Source organism: Pseudomonas sp. UBA7500 (genome assembly GCF_002478435.1).
Lineage (GTDB): Bacteria > Pseudomonadota > Gammaproteobacteria > Pseudomonadales > Pseudomonadaceae > Aquipseudomonas > Aquipseudomonas palmensis.
The window spans coordinates 1-16,414 of the sequence record NZ_DLNW01000036.1 but is presented as its reverse complement, the minus strand read 5'-3'; the positions used below and the strand labels follow the sequence as shown (position 1 = coordinate 16,414).

The following is a 16,414-nucleotide window of genomic DNA, read 5'->3' as shown; positions in this document are numbered from 1 at the left end:
CCTGAAGCCGGGCTGACAGACAAATTGTCGCAGTAGCCCGCAATTTTTTGTTACCCTTAAACGTACTAACTGGTTAACAAGCAAGCTACCTAAATGCGCCGACTATGCTCGGGATTGGGTCGGCCAACTGTTGACGGTGGTTTTTCACTACGTTTAGGACGGTAATCACATGAACGAACAGGCAGGTGCTCCGGGCACCGCAAAGTGGCTGCTGGGAGGTCTGGGCATCCTGATCGCCCTGATCGGCCTGGTGCTGGCAGGGGGCGGTGCGTACCTGAGCAGCCTCGGTGGTAGCTGGTACTTCCTTCTGATGGGCCTGGCGATGCTGGTCAGCGGTGTGCTGATCGCGCGGCGCAAGCCGTCGGGCGCCTGGCTGTACGCGGTGGCCCTGGTACTCACCGCGATCTGGGCGGTGTGGGATGCCGGCCTGGACTTCTGGCCGCTGGTCTCGCGGGTACTGACCTTTGCCGTGATCGGCCTGGTCATCGCGCTGGTGTTCCCGAGCCTGCAACGCGCCGACGGTCGTGCGGCCGGGCGTGGCGCGTTCGCGGTGGCCGGTGTGCTGGCCGTTGGCGTGGTCGCCACCCTGGGCTACATGTTCGTGCCCACCCACGTGGTCACCGCCAGCAGCGAGCCTGCGGTGCAGCCGGTCAAGCCGGGCACCGAGCAGAAGGACTGGGCGCACTGGGGCAACACCACCGCCGGCAACCGCTTTGCCGCGCTGGACCAGATCAACAAGGGCAACGTCGACAAGCTGCAGGTGGCCTGGACCTTCCATACCGGTGACGTGCCGCAAAGCACCGGCGCCGGTGCCGAAGACCAGAACACGCCGCTGCAGATCGGCGACACCCTGTATTCCTGCACCGCCTACGGCAAGGTCTTCGCCCTGGACGTGGACACCGGCAAGCAGCGCTGGATGTTCGACCCCAAGGGCAGCGCGCCGAACTGGCAGCGTTGCCGTGGCCTGGGCTACTCCGAAACCCCGCTGGCCGCCGACTCCGGCCCGCAGGCCTGCGCCAAGCGCCTGTTCCTGCCCACCGGCGATGCCCGCCTGATCGCGATCAACGCTGAAAACGGCGAAGCATGTGCCGACTTTGGCGATAACGGCGTGGTCGACCTGAGCGTCGACATGGGCGAGATCAAACCGGGCTATTACCAGCAGACCTCCACCCCGCTGGTGGCCGGCGATGTGGTGATCGTCGGTGGCCGCGTGGCCGACAACTTCTCCACCGGCGAACCGCCGGGCGTGGTGCGTGCCTATGAGGTGCGTACCGGCGAGCTGGCCTGGGCCTGGGACCCGGGCAACCCGAGCATCACCAAGCGTCCGCCCGAAGGCCAGACCTACACCCGTGGCACGCCCAACGTGTGGTCGGCGATGTCCTATGACGCCAAGCTGGGCCTGGTGTACCTGCCGACCGGCAACGCCACCCCGGACTTCTTCGCCGGCACCCGTACCGAACTGGACGACAAGTACAGCTCCTCGATCGTGGCGCTGGACGTGAAGAACGGCCAGGTGCGCTGGCACTTCCAGACCACCCACCACGACCTGTGGGACTTCGACCTGCCGGCCCAGCCGCTGCTGTACGACATCCCGGATGACAAGGGTGGCGTGCAACCGGCGCTGGCCCAGGTGACCAAGCAGGGCGAGATCTTCGTGATCAACCGTGAAACCGGCGTGCCGATTGCCAAGGTCGAAGAGAAGCCGGTGCCCCAGGGCAACGTGCCGGGCGAGCGTTATTCGCCGACCCAGCCGTTCTCGGTAGAGATGCCGTCGATCGGCAACCAGACCCTGAAAGAGTCGGACATGTGGGGCGCGACCCCGTTCGACCAACTGCTGTGCCGCATCTCGTTCAAGGGCATGCGCCACGAGGGTGTGTACACCCCGCCAGGGCTGGACCCGGCGTTGCAGTTCCCCGGGTCGCTGGGTGGCATGAACTGGGGTAGCGTGTCGGTCGACCCGACCAGCAACTACATGTTCGTCAACGACATGCGTCTGGGCCTGGCCAACTACATGATCCCGCGTGCAGACATTCCCAAGGGTGCCAGCGGCATCGAGATGGGTGTGGTGCCGCAGGACGGTACGCCGTATGGCGCGATGCGCCAGCGCTTCCTGTCCGCGGCCGGTATTCCGTGCCAGAAGCCGCCGTTCGGCACCATGTCGGCCATCGACCTGAAGACCAGGAAACTGATGTGGCAGGTGCCGGTCGGTACCGTGCAGGACACCGGGCCGCTGGGCATCCGCATGCACCTGCCGATCCCGATCGGCATGCCGACCCTGGGCGCTTCGCTGTCGACCCAGTCGGGCCTGCTGTTCTTTGCCGGCACCCAGGACTTCTACCTGCGTGCGTTCGACTCGGGCAACGGCAACGAGATCTGGAAGGCGCGTCTGCCGGTGGGCAGCCAGTCGGGGCCGATGACCTACGTGTCGCCCAAGACCGGCAAGCAATACATCCTGATCAGTGCTGGCGGTGCGCGTCAGTCGCCGGATCGGGGTGATTACGTGATTGCGTACGCCTTGCCGTAGGGCGGGTTGCCATTCTGTTGCAGGAGCCAGCCTTGCTGGCGAAAGCGGCCACCGCGTACCCCTGATATCGCGGTGCTGCTTTCGCCGGCAAGGCCGGCTCCTACAGGCGATGACGGCGGAACATTCGCCGCAGATACGGGTCGAAACCTCGCTTTCCTACGAGGTCCGCCCCATGAAACGTTTCGCACTGCTCTCCCTGCTGGCACTCGCCACCACCTCGGCCCTGGCCTTCAATCTCAACGATGCCGCCAACGCCGTATCTGCCATGCAAGGTAACAAACAGCAGGACGCTGCCGTTCAAGCCCCGGCCCCCTCGGCCAACCTGCTCAATACCCTGGGCGACCAACTCGATATCACCCCCGAACAGGCCATTGGCGGCACCGGCGCGCTGCTGGGCCTGGCCAGGCATCAGCTCAGCAGCAGCGACTACTCGCAACTGAGCAAGGCCGTGCCCGGCCTTGACCTGCTGTCCGGCGACAATGCCCTGGGCGGCCTCAGCGGCCTGGGCGAGCTGCTCGGCAAGAGCGGCAATTCCTCGGCCCTGAGCAACGCACTGGGCAACGTCAAGGACACCGACGACCTGAACAACGCCTTCGGCGCCCTGGGCATGAACACCGGCATGATCGCCCAGTTCGCCCCGCTGATCCTGCAGTACCTGGGCCAGCAGGGCGTGGCCGGTTCGCTGCTGCAGAGCCTGGGCGGCATCTGGGGCACCCCGGCCGCCGTGCCTTCGGTGTAAGCCGGCGGTTTGCCGAGGCGGGGCGGTGTGGTATATGTCCCGCCCCGTTCAAGCAAGGAAGTGCGACCCGATGTTCATGGATGCCCTGAAGATGTCCCTGCCGGCCGATGCCGTGCTGGGTTTTCTGTTCTACATGGCCGGCGCCGCCGTGCTGTTCGCACTCTATGCGTTCATCTATACCCGCCTGACCCCCTACAACGAATTTGCCCTGATCCGCGAAGGCAACAGCGCTGCCGCCATCGCCCTGGGCGGTGCGCTGCTGGGTTTCGCCATCCCCGTGTCCGGGGCCATCTCCCATTCGATCTCGCTGCTCGACTTCCTGCTGTGGTCGGTGATCGCCGGCGCCGTGCAGTTGCTCGCGTTCGTGGTGGTCAGCGTGGTGGTCAAGGGCATGGACGAGCGTATCCGCCGTCAGGAAAACGCGGCCGCCATCCTGCTGGCCGCCGTGGCCATCGGCATCGGCATGCTCAATGCCGCGTGCATGACCCCAGCGGCCTGACAGCGGAGCACAGCCATGAAACGCAGCACGAGCATTCGGCTGATTGCCCTGGGCAGCCTGCCGCTGGCGCTGGCCGCCTGTGACAGTGATCGCAGCGCCACCCGCGTGGTCAGCGAGGTCAAGCGTTACCAGGACGTCGACAGCTGCGCCCTGGCCGGAGTAAGCCGTTCGGTGTGCGACAGCGCCTGGAACGTCGCCCGCCAGCACCACGACGCCAACGCCCCACGCTTCACCCGCCTGGAAGACTGCCTGGCCAGCTTCGAGCAGTGCGAGCCAGGTCAGGGCGCGAGCTTTCACATGCCGCGCATGCAAGGCTTCGCCCTGACCACCGAGCGCCAGGTGTATGACGACGGGCTGAACCAGACCTCCAGCACCACCTCGTCGGCCGTGTATGGCGGCGGCGGTGGCCGCTACGACTACGTCAATGTCGAGCCGCGCTACCTGTCGGAGGCGATCTACCACGAGCGTGAAGGGCGCGAAGGGTTCAGGGCCAGCTCGCTGACCGACCAGGTCAACAGCGGCAACCAGTATGCCGGGCTGGTCGAGGACCACGCGCCGTCCAGCCGTTTCAACGGCGGGGCTGGTGCCGATGCCCATGCGTCGGTGCTGCCGGCGCGCTTCATGGCCTCGGCACGGCCCTGGACGGTGGGCAGCCACCCCGGCTTCGCGGCCCATGTACCAGGCCGTGGCGGCTTCGGTTTCGGTTCCTGAGGGCGGGCGATGAAACGTATTGCCTGCACCCCGCGCGCGGACTGGAAAGCCACCGCCGAACATTACGGCTTCAGGTTCCACACCTTCGGCGACGAGCCGTACTGGGACGAGTCGGCGTGCTACCAGTTCACCCTGCGCCAGATCGAGGACGACCTCGAAGAACCCACCCGCCAGTTGCACGAGCTGTGCATGGACCTGGTGGCGCGGGCAGTGGATAGCGAAGAGCTGCTCGACCGCCTGGCCATCCCGCGTGACTACCGCGACCTGATCCGCCGCTCATGGCGCGACGGGCACCCGCATTTCTACGGGCGCATGGACCTGAGCTACGACGGCCATGGCCCGGCCAAGCTGCTGGAAGCCAACTACGACACACCCACCTCGCTGTACGAGGCCGGCTTCTTCCAGTACCTGTGGCTTGAGCAGCAGATGCAGCGCGGTGTACTGCCGGCCGATGCCGACCAGTTCAACAGCCTTGAAGAGAAGCTCGGCCAGGTGTTCGGCGCCAACACCTTTGCCACGCCGTTCTACTTTGCCTCGGTCAGGGACTCGCTGGAGGATCGTGGCACGGTGCAGTACCTGTGCGACATTGCCACCGCTGCCGGGCTCGATACACGCCTGATCGATGTGGAAGACATCGGCCTGAACCCGGCCGGGCGTTTCATCGACCGCAGTGGGGCGCCGATCCCCAGCCTGTTCAAGCTCTACCCGTGGGAAGACATGTTCCACGACCGCTACGGCCCGGCGATTGCCGGCAGCGGCACGCTGTTCGTCGAGCCGCCCTGGAAGGCGCTGCTGTCGAACAAGGGCATGCTGGCGCTGCTGTGGGAGCAGCACGAAGGGCACCCGAACCTGCTGCCCGCATTCATCGACGCCACGCCCGAACGGCCGCTGGCGCCGGGGTGGGTGCGCAAGCCGTTCTTCTCGCGGGAGGGGGCGAATGTGGAGATTCATACCCCTGACGGGCAGCGGGTGAAGGAGGAGGGGCCGTATGGCGGCGGCCCCCACGTGATCCAGCAGTTTCATGCCTTGCCACGGTTTGCCGGCAGCCACACGGTGATCGGCAGCTGGGTGGTTGGCGATCAGCCGGCAGGCATCGGCATTCGCGAGGACAACTCGCTGATCACCAAGGACAGCAGCCGCTTCGTGCCCCACGCGATCATCGGCTAGCGGCGCAGCTCCTGGCGCAGTTGCTCGATGCGCGCGTCCTTGTCGTGCCACAGCTGGTTGACCCAGTCCTGTACGCTGTGCCGGAATTGCGGGTCGTTCTCGTAGTCGCCGCGCCACAGGGCCGGGTCCAGTGCGCGTACCTGGATGTCCACGATCACCCGCGGCACTGCACCGCTGACCAGGTCCCAGAACCCCGGCGCGGTGTCGCCGGGGTACACCAGGGTCACGTCGAGCAGGGCGTCGAGCTGTTCGCCCAGCGCGGCGAGCACGAACGCCACGCCGCCGGCCTTGGGCTTGAGCAGGTGGCGGAACGGCGAGCCCTGGGCATCGCGCTTGGCCGGGGTGAAGCGGGTACCTTCGAGGTAGTTGACCACGGTCACCGGCTGGCGCTTGAACAGCTCGCAGGCGGCCTTGGTGATCTCCAGGTCCTGGCCCTTGAGGTGCGGGTGGCGTTCGAGGAAGGCCTTGCTGTAGCGCTTCATGAACGGGTAGTCCAGCGCCCACCAGGCAAGGCCCAGGAACGGCACCCAGATCAGTTCCTTTTTCAGGAAGAACTTGAAGAACGGAATGCGCCGGTTGAACACCTGGATCAGCGCGGGAATATCCACCCAGCTCTGGTGGTTGCTGACCATCAGGTAGGAGGTGTCCAGGCGCAGGTCGGCGGCGCCGCGCACGTCCCAGCGGGTGGGGATGCACAGGGCGAAGATCAGCTTGTCGATCTCGGCCCAGGTCTCGGCGATCCACATCACCGCCCACGAGGCGTAGTCGCGGTAGCGGCCGGGCAGTACCAGCTTGAGCAGGGCGAAGACCAGCAACGGGCCGATCAGCACCAGGGTGTTGAGCAAGAGCAGCAGGGTCACAAGACTGCCGGTAAGCAGGCGGCGCATAAGAAAACTCTGATTTTCGGTTAGGCGGTCGGCCATGATAAGCAGGGATTCGGTTCAGGCCAAATTCTGGGCAGCCCACGGCGCGGACAAATGTTTCACATTGTGTTGAATACCCTGTGGCGACGAACCTATGCTGCTGCGGCAGTCTAAACACAGACTTTTCTCAAGGAAGCTGACCCGGTGAAATCCGTACTTGCACTGCTTTCCCTGCTGGCCTTGCCGGTGATGGCCGCCGAGCCGACCCTGTATGGCCGTTATGAATACATTGGCGTGGCGGACCTCGACCAGACGTTCAAGGCCAAGATGGACACCGGCGCGCTGACCGCGTCGCTGTCGGCCAAGGACATCGAGCGCTTCAAGCGCGATGGTGAGGACTGGGTGCGGTTCCGCCTGGCGACCAAGGATGCCGACGGCAAGGTGTATGAACACAAGGTGGCGCGCATCAGCAAGATCAAGAGCCGCGCCGATGAAGACGAGGACGGCGAAGCACCCGACCCGGCCAAGCGTCCGGTGGTGGAGCTGGAGTTGTGCCTGGGCGACGTCAAGCGCACGGTGGAGGTCAACCTGACCGACCGCAGCAGCTTCAACTACCCGCTGCTGATCGGGGCCAAGGCGCTGCGCGAGTTCGGCGCGGCGGTGAACCCGGCGCGCCGGTTCACGGCGGGCAAGCCTGAATGCTGAGTTGAATCCATCGCGGCTCAAGCCCGCTCCCACAAGGGCCGTCGTTCTCCCGTGGGAGCGGGCTTGAGCCGCGACAGGGCCTTGTCAGTCGAGGGATAATCCCCTACAAGTGCACCCAAACCTGCCAGGCCTGCACCGCCCATGCCCCACATACTGATTGTCGAAGACGAAGCGGCCATCGCCGACACCCTGATCTTTGCCCTGCAAGGCGACGGTCACAGCACCGAATGGGTGACCCTGGGTAGCGCCGCGCTGGAACAGCAGCGTCAGCGCCCGGCTGACCTGATCATTCTCGATATCGGCCTGCCGGATATCAACGGCTTCGAAACCTGCCGCCAGTTGCGCCGCTTCAGCGAGGTGCCGGTGATGTTCCTCAGCGCCCGCGATGGGGAGATCGACCGCGTGGTGGGCCTGGAGATCGGTGCCGACGACTATGTGGTCAAACCCTTCAGCCCGCGTGAAGTGGCGGCGCGGGGACGCGCCATCCTCAAGCGCATGACCCCGCGCAGCGAACCCGAGGCCCCCGAAACGCCCTTCAGCATCGACTCCCAGCGCCTGCAGATCAGCTATCGCGGTCAATCGCTCAACCTCACCCGGCACGAATTTCGCCTGCTGCAATGCCTGCTCGAACAACCCGAACGGGTGTTCAGCCGCGAGCAACTGCTGGATGCCACCGGCGTGCCGGCAGAGGCCGGCTACGAGCGCAACGTCGACAGCCACATCAAGAGCCTGCGCGCCAAGCTGCGCACCGTGCAGGCCGACGCCGAACCTATCCAGACCCACCGCGGCCTGGGCTACAGCTACAGCCCCGGGCACAGCTGATGCGCCTGGGCATCCGCATCTTCCTGGTGTACTTCCTGTTCGTCGGGCTGACCGGCTACTTCATCCTCAACACCGTGCGCGAACAGGTGCGCCCGGGTGTGCGCCAGTCCACCGAGGAAACCCTGGTGGACACCGCCAACCTGCTGGCCGAGATTCTGCGCGACGAGGTCAAGGCCGGCACCCTCGGCCAGGGCCGGCTGCCCGAGCTGCTCAAGGCTTACGGCAAGCGCCAGCCCAGGGCCGATATCTGGGGCCTGGCCAAGAACGAGGTCAACCACCGCATCTACGTCACCGACGCCAACGGCAAGGTGTTGCTCGACTCCAGCGGCGAAGCCCTGGGCCAGGACTATTCGCGCTGGAACGACGTGTACCTGACCCTGCGCGGCGAGTATGGCGCCCGCTCCACCCGCAGCGATCCGGACGACCCGGAGTCGTCGGTGATGCACGTGGCGGCGCCGATCATCGATGCCGGCAAGATCATCGGCGTGGTCACCGTGGCCAAGCCGAACAAGTCGTTGCAGCCGTACATCGATCGCTCCGAGCGGCGCCTGTTCAACCTGGGCCTTGGCCTGATCGTGCTGGGCCTGCTGGTGGGCGCCGGGCTGTCGTGGTGGCTGGCGCGCTCGCTACGTCGGCTGACGCGCTATGCGCAGGCGGTCAGCGAGGGTGAACGCGTGGCCTTGCCGCATTACCGCGGCGGCGAGCTGGCGCAACTGGCCGGTGCGGTGGAGCGCATGCGCACGCAGCTGGAGGGCAGGGCGTATGTGGAGCGCTACGTGCATACCCTGACCCACGAGCTGAAAAGCCCGCTGGCGGCGATTCGCGGGGCCAGCGAGCTGCTGCAGGGGCCGATGAGCGACGAGCAGCGCCAACGCTTTGCCAGCAATATCGAAAGCGAGAGCGCGCGCATGCAGCAGTTGATCGAGCGGCTGCTGGACCTGGCCCAGGTCGAGCAGCGCCAGGGCCTGGAAGACCAGCAGCAGGTGCCGCTGGCGGCGCTGGTGGACGAGGTGCTGCTGGCCCAGAGCGCGCGCATCGAAAGCGCCGGCCTGCAGGTGCGCCAGCGGGTACCGGCCAGCGTGCGGCTGCTGTGCGAGCCGTTTCTGCTGCGCCAGGCCATCGGCAACCTGCTGGAGAACGCCTTGGACTTCACCCCGCCGGGCGGCCTGCTGGTGGTCGACCTGGAGACACGGGGCCCACGGCTGGCGCTGAGCCTGTACAACCAGGGGGCGGCGATACCGGACTATGCCCTGGGCCGGCTCAGCGAGCGCTTCTACTCGCTGCCGCGCCCGGGCACGGGGCGCAAGAGCACAGGCCTTGGGCTGAACTTCGTCGAGGAAGTGATGCAGCTGCATGGCGGCTCGCTGGAGGTGGCCAACGTCGAGGACGGCGTGCGGGTACGCCTGTGGCTGCCCAACGAGCGGCTGGGCTGAGCTCCACGCACTCTCCACATAACTCCACACAAGCGCCCAACCCGCTCCATGCACGGCGGGCAGACTGGCTCCATCGAAACCGGAGCCATTGCCCATGAACCGAACCCTGAGCATCAAACTGGGCGCCATCGCCTTTCTGATCGTGTTGCTGCTGATACCCCTGCTGATGATCGGCGGCCTGATCCAGGACCGCCAGCAGCAGCGCGACAGTGTGGTCGAGGACATCGCCCAGAGCTCCAGCTACAGCCAGCAGATCAGCGGGCCGCTGCTGGTGGTGCCGTACCGCAAGATCCAGCGCACCTGGAAAACCGTGGATGGCAGCACCCAGCAGCAGACCAGCACGGTGGCCGGGCATCTGTACTTTCTGCCCGAAACCCTGGAGGTCGACGCCAAGGTCGACACCGAGTTGCGTTCGAGGGGCATCTACCAGGCGCGCCTGTTCCACGCCGACAACCGCATCAGCGGGCAATTCAAGGTGCCGGCGCAGTGGGGTATCACCGAAGACTTCGACGATTACCGCTTCGACCCGGCGTTTCTGGCCGTGGGCATCAGCGATATCCGCGGTATCGAGAAGAGCCTGGAACTGAACGTGAATGGCCAGTCGCTGGCCTTCGCCGCGGGCACGGGGCTGGGCTGGCTGGGCGGCGGTGTGCACGTGACGCTGCCCGACCTCGACGGCCGCGCCGAGACCCGCCTGGACTACGCCTTCGACCTTAGCCTGCAGGGCACCGGGCGCCTGCATGTGCTGCCGGTAGGGCGCAGCACCACGGTGAACATGGCGGCGAACTGGCCGCATCCAAGCTTCATCGGCAACTACCTGCCCATCAGCCGCGAGATCGACGCCCACGGCTTCAGCGCGCGTTGGCAGACCTCGTTCTTCTCCACCAACCTGGAGGATGCGCTGACCCAGTGCGTGGTCAACAACGCCTGCGACGACTTTCACGGGCGCAGTTTCGGCGTGAGCTTCGTCGACCCGGTGGACCAGTACCTCAAGAGCGAGCGGGCGATCAAGTATGCGTTGCTGTTCATTGCGCTGACCTTTGCCGGGTTCTTCCTGTTCGAGATTCTCAAGAACCTCAGCGTGCACCCGATCCAGTACGCGCTGGTGGGTGTGGCCCTGGCGTTCTTCTACCTGCTGTTGCTGTCGTTGTCGGAGCACCTGGGGTTCGGGTTGGCGTATGCGCTGTCGGCGGGCGGCTGCGTGCTGCTGATCGGCTTCTACCTGTGCCACGTGCTGCGCAGCCTGGCGCGCGGGCTGGGGTTTGCGGCGGGCTTGCTGGTGCTGTACGCGATGCTGTACGGGCTGCTGGGCGCCGAGGACTACGCGCTGCTGATGGGCTCGTTGCTGCTGTTCGGCCTGCTTGGGGTGTTCATGGTGCTGACACGCCGCCTGGACTGGTATCAGGTTGGGCAGGGGATCTTGAAATGAGCGGATTGAGAGAGGAACGCACGCTGGGGGCTGTGATGGTGGGGGAAATCAGATTGATCTGGGCTGCCGAGATCAGCGTCGACTTCATCGCGGGTCAAGCCCGCTCCCACAGGTCCGGTACAAGCCTCAACGGCAGCAGCAGATCTGTGGGGGTGAGCTTGACCCGTGATGAGGCCCGATCAGGCCACAGAAGGGGCGGTCTTTAGCATCGATTCGCGCTGACTCACCTCGGCATACCAGGCTGCCAGTTTCGGCTGGCGCTCGCGCCAGCCAAGGTCCGGCAGGCGCAGGTCGATGTAGCCCAGCGCGCAGGCCACCCCGATTGCCGCTACGTCGAACACCGAGGCCAGTTCGGCCAGGTGCTCGTCTTCCAGGTGCGCCAGCGCGCGCCGGATCTTGTCCTGCTGGGCGTCGACCCACGGCGTCCAGCGCTTGTCCTCAGGGCGCAGGAAGGTCTCGTAGCGCGCCACCACCGCCGCGTCCATGATCGCATCGGCCAGCGACGCCAGGGTCAGGCGCCGCCAGCGCGCCGGGCCTTCGCGCGGGATCAGCGGGTTGCCCACATGCTGATGGTCGAGAAACTCGACGATCACGCGGCTGTCATGCAGCACCGTGCCGTCCTCCAGGCGCAACGCCGGGATCTTGCCCGCCGGGTTGCCCAGGTTCAGCTCGGCATCGGTCTTGATCGGGCTCAGGTCGACGGGATGCAGGGCTACCCGCTCGGCCTGCCCGGTCTCGTGCAGCAGCACGCGAACCTTGCGCACGAACGGCGAGGCGGCGGCATGGAACAGGGTCATGCTCGGTGTGCTCATGGCGTGGCCTCAGTTGCCTTGCAGGCTGGGTGGCAGGCACACGCCAGTGCCGCCGATGCCGCAGTAGCCATTCGGGTTCTTGGCCAGGTACTGCTGGTGATAGGCCTCGGCGAAGTACACGGTCGGTGCCTGGGCGATCTCGGTGGTGATCTGGCCGAAACCGGCCTTGTTCAGCTCGGCCTGGTAGGCCTGCCTGCTGGCCTCGGCCAGTTCCAGCTGTTCGCGGCTGGTGCAGTAGATGGCCGAACGGTACTGGGTGCCGACGTCGTTGCCCTGGCGCATGCCCTGGGTGGGGTTGTGCAGCTCCCAGAACATGGTCAGCAGGTCCTGGTAGCTGACCTTGGCCTTGTCGAACACCACCAGCACCACTTCGGTGTGGCCGGTCAGGCCCGAGCAGACTTCTTCGTAGGTGGGGTTGGGGGTGAAACCGCCGGCGTAGCCGACCACGGTGCTGACCACACCTTCACGCTGCCAGAAGCGCCGCTCGGCGCCCCAGAAGCAGCCCAGGCCGAAGATCGCGAAATCGACGTCTTCGAAGAACGGGCCCAGCAGCGGTGTGTCTTCGAACACGAAATGCTTCTCGGGCAGCGTCATCGGGGTCTCGCGACCCGGCAGCGCCTGTTCGGCGGCAGGCAGTACGTTTTTGTTCACCAGAATCTCCGAGCGCAGGACCATGGGCGGTTCCTCTTCAAGGCAGGATGTGTAGGGGGTAGACCCGTAGTGTGCCCGAGTGTTTCGCCGCTGTCAGGCGATTGGGCCACGCGGATAGCGCTTGAGTTTTTCGATCAGCTCGCTGCCGGGGATCGGCCGGTCGAACAGGTAGCCCTGGCCGACGTCGCAGCGGTGGCGGCGCAGGAACGCCAGCTGTTCGGCGGTCTCGATGCCTTCGGCCACCACCTTGAGCTTGAGGTTGTGAGCCATGGCCACCACTGCCGAGGTGATTTCCATATCGTCCTGGTTGTCCGGTATCTCGTGGATGAAGCTGCGGTCGATCTTGATGATGTCGATCGGGAATTTCTTCAGGTAGCTGAGCGAGGAGTAGCCGGTGCCGAAGTCGTCCATGGCCAGGGTCAGGCCCAGTTGCTTGAGCTCGTCGAGCTGGCGGTGGGTATCCTCGGTGGCTTCGAGCAGCAGGCCCTCGGTCAGTTCCAGTTCCAGCAGGTGTGGCGGCAGGGCTTCTTCCTTGAGGATGTTGGCGATCGAGCTGACCAGCTCCGGGTCGGAGAACTGCTTGGGCGACAGGTTGATCGCCACCTGCAGGTTGCCCATGCCCTCGGTGCTCAGCAGCTGGCTCATGCGGCAGGCCTGGCGCGCGATCCACTTGCCGATGGGGATGATCAGCCCGGTTTCCTCGGCCACGCTGATGAACTGGTCGGGGCGGATCATGCCCCGCTCCGGGTGGTTCCAGCGTAGCAGGGCTTCCAGGCCGAGCAGGCGACCGCTGCGCAGGCACAGCTTGGGCTGGTAGAACACGTCCAGTTCGTTCTGGGTCAGGGCGCGGCGCAGGTTGTTTTCCACGAACAGCTTGTAGCTGGCCTCGGCGTTGAGCGCCTCGGTGAACACCTGCACCTGGTGCTTGCCGTTGGCCTTGGCCTTGTGCAGGGCCAGGCCGGCGTTCTTCATCAGGGTCTGCGGGTCGCGCCCGTGCAGCGGCGCACACGCCAGGCCCACCGAGCCGGTCACGCTGATCAGCTGGTTGTCGACGAACATCGGCTTGTCGAGGGTGTTGAGCAACTGCTGGGCCACCTGCTGGCCGGCATCCAGGCTGCTGTCCTCCAGCAGCACGGCGAACTCGTTGCTGGCAAAACGCGCCAGGCTGCCACCGGGGCTCAGGCTGTTGCGCAGGCGCCGGGCCAGGCTGATCAGCAGCTTGTCGCCGGTCTGGTGCCCGAGGCTGTCGTTGATGCGCTTGAAGTTGTCGATGTCCACCAGCAGCAGGCAGATGGGGCTGTCGCTGTCGCGCTCGAAGCGCTCGTCGAGGCTGCGGATGAACGCCGGGCGGTTGCCCAGGCTGGTGAGGTTGTCGGTGTAGGCCAGGCGTTCGATGCGCTGCTGGGCCAGCTTGCTCTGGGTGATGTCTTCGTAGATGCCGATGTAGTGGGTCAACTCGCGGTTGTCGCCATACACCTTGGAGATCGACAGTTGGCCCCAGTAGGGCTCGAGGTTCTTGCGCCGACTCTTGAATTCGCCCTGCCAACTGTTGCCCATGGCCAGGCTCGATGGCGAGTCGAACAGCAGCTCGCTGAGGTTCTCCAGTGCGGTGAGCTCGGACAGGCGGTGGCCATGCACCTCTTCGGGTGTGTACTGGGTGATCTCGGTGAAGCTGGGGTTGACGTATTCCACCACGCCATCGCGGTTGACCAGCAGAAAGGCGTTGGCGCTTTGTTCCACCGCGCGCTGGAACAGGTGCAGGGCGCTGGTGGCGGTGCGCCGGTTGTGGTTGTTGATGACCTGGGCGAACTGGTCGGCCAGCTCACCGGCAAAGGCGATTTCATCCGATTGCCAGGCCCGGGTCGAGCCGCTGTGTTCCAGGCAGAGCACGCCGACCACCTGGCCGTCGATGCGGATGCTGGCATCGAGCATGGCGTGGATACCGCGCTGGCGCAGGCTCTCGGAGATTTCGCGGGTGCGTGGGTCGCGCGCCGCGTTGTGCGCATCGATGGCGCGGCTGGTGTGCAGCGCCTCGAGGTAGTCGGGAAATCGCCCGGCATCGATCGCCTCGGGCAGGCGGTACTCCTGGGTGGCGCGGTAGAACGCCGAGATCGGTTCCAGTTGCTGGCCTTCCAGGTACCAGATGCTGGCGCAGTCGATGCTGTAGATTTCGCAGGCACTGCGGGTGATCAGCTCGGCGGCTTCCTGCAGCGAGTTGTCGGCGCTGTAGCGCTGGCGCGCCAGGCGCAGGATCAGGTCTTGCTGGGCGCGTACACGCTCCAGGTGCTCGAGCTGTTCCTGCTGCGCCTGCTGGTTGAGCTGCAGGGCGATCTGCAGGCGGTTGTTGCGGGTTTCGAGTTCTGCCGCCGAAAGGTCGGGTGTGTCGTTGGGCTGGGCATCGAGCACCAGCAGATAGCCGCGCAGCAACTGGCGGTTGTGCTGCCGGTAGGCTTCGCCCAGCTCCAGCATATTGAGCGGGCCCAGGCTGGTGTGCAGGGTATAACGCACCAGGTAGTACGGACGCTGCGCCAGTTGCAGCTCGATGGTGTCGTGCAGCTTGTAGCGTGCCTCGGGCTCCATCAGGCTGGCATAGGGCGAGCCGATCAGCGCACACAGGTCGACGGCCGCCTGGCCGAACTGGCGCTCGCAGCCCGGGTCGAGGAACAGCATGGCCCAGCTGGCCTCATTCAGCCGCTCGAAACGCAGCATGCCGAGCCGCGAAGGCACCGGCAACTGCGTCACTACCTCGGCCACCGTACGGCTGGCGGCATCAGGTTGGCTTTTCATGGGAAGCTCGCTTCAAGAAGGCTGTTGGCGCGGGCTGGGCGAAGTGCTGCTACGCGTTTGAGCAAGGTTGCATCATGTGCTTGAGGCTGACAAGCAATAGAGTGGCCTGGCTTGATCTGTATCGGCTGACAGGTACAAATTCTTCAGTAATGCCGCGACGGATTGCGTCTGGCGGTGCCGCTCAAGGTGGGACGTTGAGCGGCATGGCATGAATCGCAGGCAAAAAAAGCCCCGCCAGATGGCGGGGTTGAGGTACGAGCGTGGCAGCTCGAAAACAGTGTCCGTGCTCCCCGGCAGGGGAGCACGGCGGGCAGCAGTTACAGCAGCATGGTGCGGATGTCGGTCAGCAGCTCGCCCAGGCGCTTGGTGAAGCGCGCGGCAGCGGCACCGTTGATCACGCGGTGATCGTACGACAGCGACAGCGGCAGCATCAGCTTGGGCTGGAACGCCTTGCCATCCCACACCGGCTGGATGGTGGCCTTGGACACACCCAGGATCGCCACTTCCGGCGCGTTGACGATCGGCGTGAAGCCGGTGCCGCCAATGTGACCGAGGCTGGAGATGGTGAAGCAGGCGCCCTGCATGTCGTCGGCAGAAAGCTTCTTGGTGCGGGCCTTTTCAGCCAGGGCCGCCGCTTCTGCAGCCAGCTGCAGCAGGCTCTTCTGGTCGACGTTCTTGATCACGGGGACCAGCAGGCCGTCTGGCGTATCCACGGCGAAACCGACGTTGACGTACTTCTTGCGAATGATCGCCTTGCCGCTAGGGGCCAGCGACGCGTTGAAGTCCGGCAGTTCCTTGAGCAGGTGCGCACAGGCCTTGAGCAGCAAGGGCAGCACGGTCAGCTTGACGCCGGCTTTCTCGGCCACGGCCTTCTGCGCAACGCGGAAGGCTTCCAGCTCGGTGATGTCGGCGCTGTCGAACTGGGTCACGTGCGGCACGTTCAGCCAGCTGCGGTGCAGGTTGGTGGCGCCAGCCTGCATCAGGCGGGTCATCGGCACTTCTTCGGTTTCACCGAAGCGGCTGAAGTCGACTGCCGGGATCGGCGGGATGCCCGCACCACCGGTCGCGCCGGCAGCCGGTGCTTCCTTGGCCTTCTGCATCATGGCCTTGACGTACACCTGCACGTCTTCCTTGAGCACGCGGCCGTGCGGGCCGCTGGCAGCCACGGCGCTCAGCTCGACGCCGAACTCGCGGGCCAGCTGACGCACGGCAGGGCCGGCGTGAACCTTGGCACCGCTTGGCGCTGGCGCAGCGGCCGGGGCCGGGGCCGGT

General features: G+C 65.5%; 14 protein-coding genes. 9 read left to right on the top strand and 5 right to left on the bottom strand.

The window, feature by feature from the left end; translation table 11 throughout:
• Positions 1-169: 169 nt before the first annotated feature.
• From B4I46_RS16025 to B4I46_RS16005, 5 genes are all read left to right on the top strand, one after another.
• On the top strand, positions 170-2,524 hold the full coding sequence (locus tag B4I46_RS16025; RefSeq protein ID WP_286900951.1) for a glucose/quinate/shikimate family membrane-bound PQQ-dependent dehydrogenase: 2,355 nt from the start codon (positions 170-172) through the stop codon (positions 2,522-2,524).
• A gap of 172 nt (positions 2,525-2,696) precedes the next feature.
• Positions 2,697-3,263, top strand: a complete 567-nt coding sequence (locus tag B4I46_RS16020) for a DUF2780 domain-containing protein (protein ID WP_043863642.1) — start codon at positions 2,697-2,699, stop codon at positions 3,261-3,263.
• A 70-nt stretch (positions 3,264-3,333) separates the two neighbouring features.
• Complete coding sequence (locus B4I46_RS16015) at positions 3,334-3,762, top strand: DUF350 domain-containing protein (RefSeq protein WP_043863643.1); 429 nt, start codon at positions 3,334-3,336, stop codon at positions 3,760-3,762.
• A 15-nt stretch (positions 3,763-3,777) separates the two neighbouring features.
• A complete protein-coding gene (locus tag B4I46_RS16010) occupies positions 3,778-4,473 on the top strand; it encodes a DUF1190 domain-containing protein (protein ID WP_286900950.1) in 696 nt (231 codons plus the stop codon).
• A 9-nt stretch (positions 4,474-4,482) separates the two neighbouring features.
• On the top strand, positions 4,483-5,640 hold the full coding sequence (locus B4I46_RS16005) for a glutathionylspermidine synthase family protein (RefSeq protein ID WP_286900949.1): 1,158 nt from the start codon (positions 4,483-4,485) through the stop codon (positions 5,638-5,640).
• Here the strand turns inward: B4I46_RS16005 and B4I46_RS16000 are convergent.
• Positions 5,637-6,527, bottom strand: coding sequence for an acyltransferase (locus B4I46_RS16000; protein WP_286900948.1), 891 nt, complete (start codon positions 6,525-6,527; stop codon positions 5,637-5,639). The genes B4I46_RS16005 and B4I46_RS16000 overlap by 4 nt on opposite strands.
• 180 nt (positions 6,528-6,707) lie before the next feature.
• On the opposite strand from B4I46_RS16000, the gene B4I46_RS15995 reads away from it, so the two are divergent.
• The 4 genes from B4I46_RS15995 to creD all read left to right on the top strand — a co-directional run bounded on the left by B4I46_RS15995 (position 6,708) and on the right by creD (position 10,892).
• Positions 6,708-7,208, top strand: a complete 501-nt coding sequence (locus B4I46_RS15995) for an ATP-dependent zinc protease (RefSeq protein ID WP_043863647.1) — start codon at positions 6,708-6,710, stop codon at positions 7,206-7,208.
• Positions 7,209-7,349: 141 nt separating this feature from the next.
• Positions 7,350-8,030, top strand: coding sequence for a two-component system response regulator CreB (gene creB / locus B4I46_RS15990; RefSeq protein WP_286900945.1), 681 nt, complete (start codon positions 7,350-7,352; stop codon positions 8,028-8,030).
• Positions 8,030-9,463, top strand: a complete 1,434-nt coding sequence (gene creC, locus B4I46_RS15985; protein WP_043863649.1) for a two-component system sensor histidine kinase CreC — start codon at positions 8,030-8,032, stop codon at positions 9,461-9,463. Before creB ends, creC begins: the two co-directional genes overlap by 1 nt.
• 94 nt (positions 9,464-9,557) lie before the next feature.
• Positions 9,558-10,892 carry a cell envelope integrity protein CreD gene (creD, locus tag B4I46_RS15980; protein ID WP_043863650.1) on the top strand — a complete coding sequence of 445 codons (1,335 nt, stop codon included), beginning with the start codon at positions 9,558-9,560 and terminating at the stop codon, positions 10,890-10,892.
• A gap of 179 nt (positions 10,893-11,071) precedes the next feature.
• On the opposite strand, the gene B4I46_RS15975 is transcribed toward creD, so the two are convergent.
• The 4 genes from B4I46_RS15975 to B4I46_RS15960 all read right to left on the bottom strand — a co-directional run.
• Positions 11,072-11,704, bottom strand: coding sequence for a glutathione S-transferase (locus B4I46_RS15975; RefSeq protein WP_088514275.1), 633 nt, complete (start codon positions 11,702-11,704; stop codon positions 11,072-11,074).
• 9 nt (positions 11,705-11,713) lie between these two features.
• Positions 11,714-12,379 carry a peptide-methionine (S)-S-oxide reductase MsrA gene (gene msrA, locus B4I46_RS15970; protein ID WP_286900942.1) on the bottom strand — a complete coding sequence of 222 codons (666 nt, stop codon included), beginning with the start codon at positions 12,377-12,379 and terminating at the stop codon, positions 11,714-11,716.
• A 69-nt stretch (positions 12,380-12,448) separates the two neighbouring features.
• Positions 12,449-15,142: a sensor domain-containing phosphodiesterase gene (locus tag B4I46_RS15965; protein ID WP_043863653.1), complete on the bottom strand. Its 2,694-nt coding sequence runs from the start codon at positions 15,140-15,142 to the stop codon at positions 12,449-12,451.
• Between the two features lie 317 nt (positions 15,143-15,459).
• Positions 15,460-16,414: 2-oxo acid dehydrogenase subunit E2 (locus tag B4I46_RS15960; protein WP_286900940.1), on the bottom strand; the 955-nt coding region annotated here is incomplete at its 5' end.

Bases quoted from the DNA above. Each gene is read 5' to 3' on its own strand.
- B4I46_RS16025 (WP_286900951.1), top strand. From the start codon at position 170: ATGAACGAACAGGCAGGTGCTCCGGGCACCGCAAAGTGGCTGCTGGGA.
- B4I46_RS16020 (WP_043863642.1), top strand. From the start codon at position 2,697: ATGAAACGTTTCGCACTGCTCTCCCTGCTGGCACTCGCCACCACCTCG.
- B4I46_RS16015 (WP_043863643.1), top strand. From the start codon at position 3,334: ATGTTCATGGATGCCCTGAAGATGTCCCTGCCGGCCGATGCCGTGCTG.
- B4I46_RS16010 (WP_286900950.1), top strand. From the start codon at position 3,778: ATGAAACGCAGCACGAGCATTCGGCTGATTGCCCTGGGCAGCCTGCCG.
- B4I46_RS16005 (WP_286900949.1), top strand. From the start codon at position 4,483: ATGAAACGTATTGCCTGCACCCCGCGCGCGGACTGGAAAGCCACCGCC.
- B4I46_RS16000 (WP_286900948.1), bottom strand. From the start codon at position 6,527: ATGCGCCGCCTGCTTACCGGCAGTCTTGTGACCCTGCTGCTCTTGCTC.
- creB (WP_286900945.1), top strand. From the start codon at position 7,350: ATGCCCCACATACTGATTGTCGAAGACGAAGCGGCCATCGCCGACACC.
- creC (WP_043863649.1), top strand. From the start codon at position 8,030: ATGCGCCTGGGCATCCGCATCTTCCTGGTGTACTTCCTGTTCGTCGGG.
- creD (WP_043863650.1), top strand. From the start codon at position 9,558: ATGAACCGAACCCTGAGCATCAAACTGGGCGCCATCGCCTTTCTGATC.
- B4I46_RS15975 (WP_088514275.1), bottom strand. From the start codon at position 11,704: ATGAGCACACCGAGCATGACCCTGTTCCATGCCGCCGCCTCGCCGTTC.
- msrA (WP_286900942.1), bottom strand. From the start codon at position 12,379: ATGGTCCTGCGCTCGGAGATTCTGGTGAACAAAAACGTACTGCCTGCC.
- B4I46_RS15965 (WP_043863653.1), bottom strand. From the start codon at position 15,142: ATGAAAAGCCAACCTGATGCCGCCAGCCGTACGGTGGCCGAGGTAGTG.